This window comes from Bacillus sp. Xin1 (genome assembly GCF_013314535.1).
Taxonomy (GTDB): Bacteria; Bacillota; Bacilli; order Bacillales; family Bacillaceae_G; genus Bacillus_A.
The window spans coordinates 1-4,507 of the sequence record NZ_JABUAE010000093.1; the positions used below are offsets into that span (position 1 = coordinate 1).

Genomic DNA, 4,507 nt, shown 5'->3' on the forward strand with positions numbered 1-4,507 from the left:
GATCACTACGGAATAGACGGATTACTAATTACAAAAAAAGAAAATCGTAGGTATACAACTGAATTTACAGGTAGCGCTGGAGTTGTCTTGCTATCTGCTACAAATGCTGTATTTATTACAGATTTCCGTTATACCGATCAAGCCAAAAAGCAAGTAAAAGAAGCCGACATCATTATGCATAAAGGAAACATAGAACAAGAGATTGCAAATCAAATAACAAAATTAAACATCAACAAGTTAGGGATAGAAGAAAACAATATGACTTTAAAACAATATAGCGCGTTAAAAAAATATACAAACATCGAACTTGTGCAAGTAAACGAACTAGTAGAAACAATCCGCGCTATTAAAGAAGATTCCGAAATCGAAACAATGAAAATCGCAGCTCGTATCGCAGATGAAACATTTCAACATATCACTCATTTTCTAAAACCCGGTGTATCAGAGTTTGATATCCGAGATGAATTAGAATTTTTCATGCAAAAAAAAGGAGCTTCCTCTTCCTCATTTGATATTATCATCGCCTCCGGAGTTCGCTCTTCTCTCCCACATGGAGTTGCTACAAGTAAGATAATTGAAAATGGGGATATCGTTACATTAGATTTTGGTGCACTCTATAATGGATATTGCTCCGATCTAACACGTACTGTTGCGATTGGAAGTTGCTCCAAAGAATTCGAAAAAATATATGGTATTGTATTAGAGGCATTACAACGAGGAACTGAAGCAATTAGGCCAGGTGAATCTGCAAAAACAATTGATGATGTGACAAGAAATTACATTACGGATCACGGCTACGGTGAATATTTTGGACATTCTACAGGCCATGGCGTTGGATTAGAAATTCATGAACCTCTTCGATTATCCCAAGATAGTAGCGCGACTCTGCAAGAAGGAATGGTTGTTACTGTCGAGCCGGGTATTTATATCCCCAATTGGGGCGGTTGTAGAATTGAAGATGATATTGTCATTACAAAAGATGGGCATGAGGTAATTACACAGGCCAATAGAAACCTTATTGTTATTGGATAATATCCCCTCTATGTAACGATTCTTTCTTTTAACACCGGGGAATTTCTCTTCTTTATTTAACAGGAATTTCTTTCTGTATAGAGAAATTTTTCTCTAAAGAAATCATTTACTAGGAGGCTTTTCTATTGAATTTTGTAATTGATAAGGTGGACGGATTAAACACAGAGTTCTCGAAACTTGTATCTATGATGAACTATGCACGTTATACAACGATGCAAGCTGTACAAGACTTAACGATTGAAGAACTCGATTATTTGTATGATGAAAATGCAAACTCTATCGGCATGCTGTTATATCATATGGCTGCAATTGAATTTTACTATCAGATTCATACTTTTGAAGATCGCGAACCAACAGAAGCTGAATTGGAACGCTGGTTACCAGGAGTTGAATTGGGTGACCTTGGACGTCAAACAATTAAAAATCAGCCAATAAACTACTACATAAATGCGTTACAAGAAGTTCGCACTAAAACGATCGCAACGTTTCAATCACTGCCTGATGAATGGCTGTATAACACAACGCCATTTTGGCACGATAAACCAGCAAATAACTATTTCAAATGGTTTCACGTCTTTGAAGACGAAATTAATCATCGTGGACAAATTCGATTGATTAAAAAAATGCAAAAGGCTCATTCTATAAAATAATAAAAAGTGCTATCTCTTAGCGAGGTAGCACTTTTTATGTTTTAGATTCGTTTACTAATAGTTTCCCATTTACTTTTGTGACAATTATTCCGATAACTACTAAAATAACAATTAAATATAGTAATTTAGCAATGGATAACCAACCTTGAAAAATCGGCATCGTGTTCATTTGTTTACCGCCTTCCATTAATATGAATGGCAATGTCGTTACTAAAATAACAAACTCAGCACTTAAAACAAGTTTCTTTTTTCGACTATATGTTTTCCATTCGTCCCAGCGATATAGTAAAGCAAAAATTAATCCAACTATAGTAATCATAGCTACTATCCAGTCATTTTCAATAAATCGACTTGAAATAATAAATACAATTAAACAAGTTAATACACCATAAAACCCTATTTTTTCCTGCATAACCTTCTCCTCTCTAAAATAACTATCGATTCTTATCACAATACTCATAAGAATAACAAATGAGCCTCTTCCTTAATTCCATTTTTGGGATTTTTTGCATTATAACATCCGTTTATTAATTTTGCCATTACAGTACATGAAATTATATTTTTTCACACTTCCTATACTCACACACTCACATTTCTTTCACAAAATAAACTACAAAAATGCCTAAAGGATGTGAGCCTAATGGGAGTAGACTTAACACTTCTGCACGCCCTCTATATTCTTTGTTTACTTACAATTATTACTTTTTTCATTCTCCGAAAAGGTACAACCATCATTTGTATCTTTTTTATCTTTCTACTAGGTCTAACTGCAACACATTCTATTCCTCTTGCTGTTAGCGGGATTTTTCAAAGTTTTATCTATGCTATTACTGAACTACTACCAACGATTTTAAGCATCTCCATTATTATTTCAATGAGTAATTTACTCGTACAAACCGGAATAAACGATACAATGTGATCCCTTTGGCACTTATCCCTGCAGCAGGTATTTGTAAAGTAGATCCATTTAAACTTGCGCGCCGAAATTTTTTACCGATCATAATCGGTTTACTCGTCACGACAGTTGTAGCGATGTTCCTTTTATTCCTCTTTTCCAATTGTTGAAATATACTGATTTTGAAGAGGTTTTTTTCATTACGTACCGAAATTATATTAGGAGAGCAATTATTTTAAACATTAACAAAAAACATATTACTTCTAAAAAAGGGGACATAATCATGAATGAATTAATGTTCGTCTTGTTTATTTGTCCAGCACTTATTTTTATTGTTTCAGTAATTGGAACACGTAGAACAAAAACATATTACGTGATGCCAATTGTAACGTTTGCTATTTTTCTTATATTAGGAGTTACATTGTTTCCCCCATCCTTTTTCTTTTGGGTTGGCATGTATAGCATTTTCTCCTTTATCGTTTCTTATATGACTTTATTATTTGTAAAAGGATATGAGATGATAGAAAGGAAACACTAATATTTTTTATATACACTTAAACAAGCCAAAAGTTGATTTCCTTTCCGAGCAAAGGAAATCAACTTTTTTACGTTTTCTATTCTTTTGGATAATATATTGTCATACTCATTCTAGCCAATGTTTCTCCTGAATTATAATATGTATGGGGTCGATCTGCCTTAAACCTAATAGAATCCCCACTTCTTAATTGATACTCACCCTCACTTATACGAATCGTTACTTCTCCATCAAAAACGGTGATAAATTCCTCCGTTCTTTCTTTATGAGAGTCCGAATGTAATATTCCTTCTTTTTCAATTTCAACAGCGTATACTTCAAAGCGTCTATCTTCTTGAAACGGAAAAGAAGGATATACTCTATATCTCCCGCCATCTTCAGACAGTACTTGAATTTCATTTTTTAAAACAACTGTAGTATCAGGCTCTGGATTATTTATTAAAGAAGTGAAGGAAACCTTTAATCCGTTAGCTATTTTCCAAATCGTTGTCAATGTTGGACTTGATTCTCCTCTTTCAATTTGTCCGATCATCGCTTTGCTTACTCCACTTAATTGAGAGACCTTTTCCAAGCTTAATTTTTCTTTCTCCCTAATTGCTTTTAAATTTCTGGCAAGAATAAGATGAATTTCTTCCATAAAAAATCACTCCTATACCATTTACACTATAACGCTCGTTATGTATAATAAAACAGACAACGTTATAATGATCATTTCGGATATTATAACATACATCCATAAAAGGGAGGACTAACAATGCCTTTATTTTCGTTTTTGTTATTTGTTGTTATTAGTAGTTTTACGCCCGGTCCCAATAATATTATGGCAATGACATTTGCGAATAAACACGGTTTAAAAGAAACATTTAAATTTTGTTTAGGAGTTAGTTTTGGATTCTTTGTCATTACGTTATTATGTAGTATTTTTAATATTATTCTCACTAGTGCGCTGCCACTCATTGAAACTCCTTTAACTCTTTTAGGTGTAGGCTATATGTTATATTTGGCTTTTAAAATCCTCACTAGCCATGGAAATGCTAAAGAAAATGCCAATAAAGATCAAAATCTTTTCTTCATCGGTATCTTATTACAATTTATAAATCCAAAAGGAATTCTTTTTGGCCTTACCGTCGTAGCAACTTTTATTATCCCCTATTACAATTCATATTCTAGTTATCTTCTTTTCTCCTTATTTTTAGGAATAGTCGGTTTAATGAGTACATTTAGTTGGAGCCTCTTTGGAGCGATGTTTCAAAAGTTTTTATTGCAATATAGGAAGCAATTTAATGTCGCCATGGCTGTTTTATTAGTATTTAGCGCTATGTCCATTCTTGTGCAGTAAATACAAAATACTCTTACATTTGTTTCTCACAGAAAAAAAAGACCGCGTTTCCCCCC

Annotated in this window: 6 protein-coding genes and 1 pseudogene; 5 read left to right on the top strand and 2 right to left on the bottom strand. The window is 33.4% G+C overall.

Annotation, left to right across the window (positions count from 1 at the left end; translation table 11 throughout):
• Both HRG09_RS27440 and HRG09_RS27445 read left to right on the top strand, forming a co-directional pair.
• Positions 1-1,032: M24 family metallopeptidase (locus HRG09_RS27440; RefSeq protein WP_174103971.1), on the top strand; the 1,032-nt coding region annotated here is incomplete at its 5' end.
• A gap of 125 nt (positions 1,033-1,157) precedes the next feature.
• Entirely contained in the window at positions 1,158-1,682 is a 525-nt protein-coding gene (locus tag HRG09_RS27445) for a DinB family protein (protein WP_174103972.1), read from the top strand.
• A gap of 34 nt (positions 1,683-1,716) precedes the next feature.
• Here HRG09_RS27445 and HRG09_RS27450 read toward each other — a convergent pair whose 3' ends face one another.
• Positions 1,717-2,094, bottom strand: coding sequence for a YoqO family protein (locus HRG09_RS27450; protein ID WP_174103973.1), 378 nt, complete (start codon positions 2,092-2,094; stop codon positions 1,717-1,719).
• A gap of 228 nt (positions 2,095-2,322) precedes the next feature.
• On the opposite strand from HRG09_RS27450, the pseudogene HRG09_RS27455 reads away from it, so the two are divergent.
• Both HRG09_RS27455 and HRG09_RS27460 read left to right on the top strand, forming a co-directional pair.
• A pseudogene (locus tag HRG09_RS27455) lies at positions 2,323-2,598 on the top strand (hypothetical protein); the annotation flags it as partial.
• 262 nt (positions 2,599-2,860) lie between these two features.
• Entirely contained in the window at positions 2,861-3,115 is a 255-nt protein-coding gene (locus HRG09_RS27460; protein ID WP_174103974.1) for a YbeF family protein, read from the top strand.
• Between the two features lie 76 nt (positions 3,116-3,191).
• On the opposite strand, the gene HRG09_RS27465 is transcribed toward HRG09_RS27460, so the two are convergent.
• Positions 3,192-3,749, bottom strand: coding sequence for a helix-turn-helix domain-containing protein (locus tag HRG09_RS27465; RefSeq protein WP_174103975.1), 558 nt, complete (start codon positions 3,747-3,749; stop codon positions 3,192-3,194).
• Positions 3,750-3,866: 117 nt separating this feature from the next.
• Between HRG09_RS27465 and HRG09_RS27470 the strand changes: the two genes are divergently transcribed.
• The gene (locus HRG09_RS27470) at positions 3,867-4,451 is read left to right on the top strand and encodes a LysE family transporter (RefSeq protein ID WP_174103976.1); all 585 of its coding nucleotides are present in this window, start codon (positions 3,867-3,869) and stop codon (positions 4,449-4,451) included.
• Positions 4,452-4,507 lie beyond the last annotated feature (56 nt).

Excerpts from the sequence above, each read along its gene's own strand:
- HRG09_RS27450 (WP_174103973.1), bottom strand. The coding sequence starts at position 2,094 with ATGCAGGAAAAAATAGGGTTTTATGGTGTATTAACTTGTTTAATTGTA.
- HRG09_RS27460 (WP_174103974.1), top strand. The coding sequence starts at position 2,861 with ATGAATGAATTAATGTTCGTCTTGTTTATTTGTCCAGCACTTATTTTT.
- HRG09_RS27465 (WP_174103975.1), bottom strand. The coding sequence starts at position 3,749 with ATGGAAGAAATTCATCTTATTCTTGCCAGAAATTTAAAAGCAATTAGG.
- HRG09_RS27470 (WP_174103976.1), top strand. The coding sequence starts at position 3,867 with ATGCCTTTATTTTCGTTTTTGTTATTTGTTGTTATTAGTAGTTTTACG.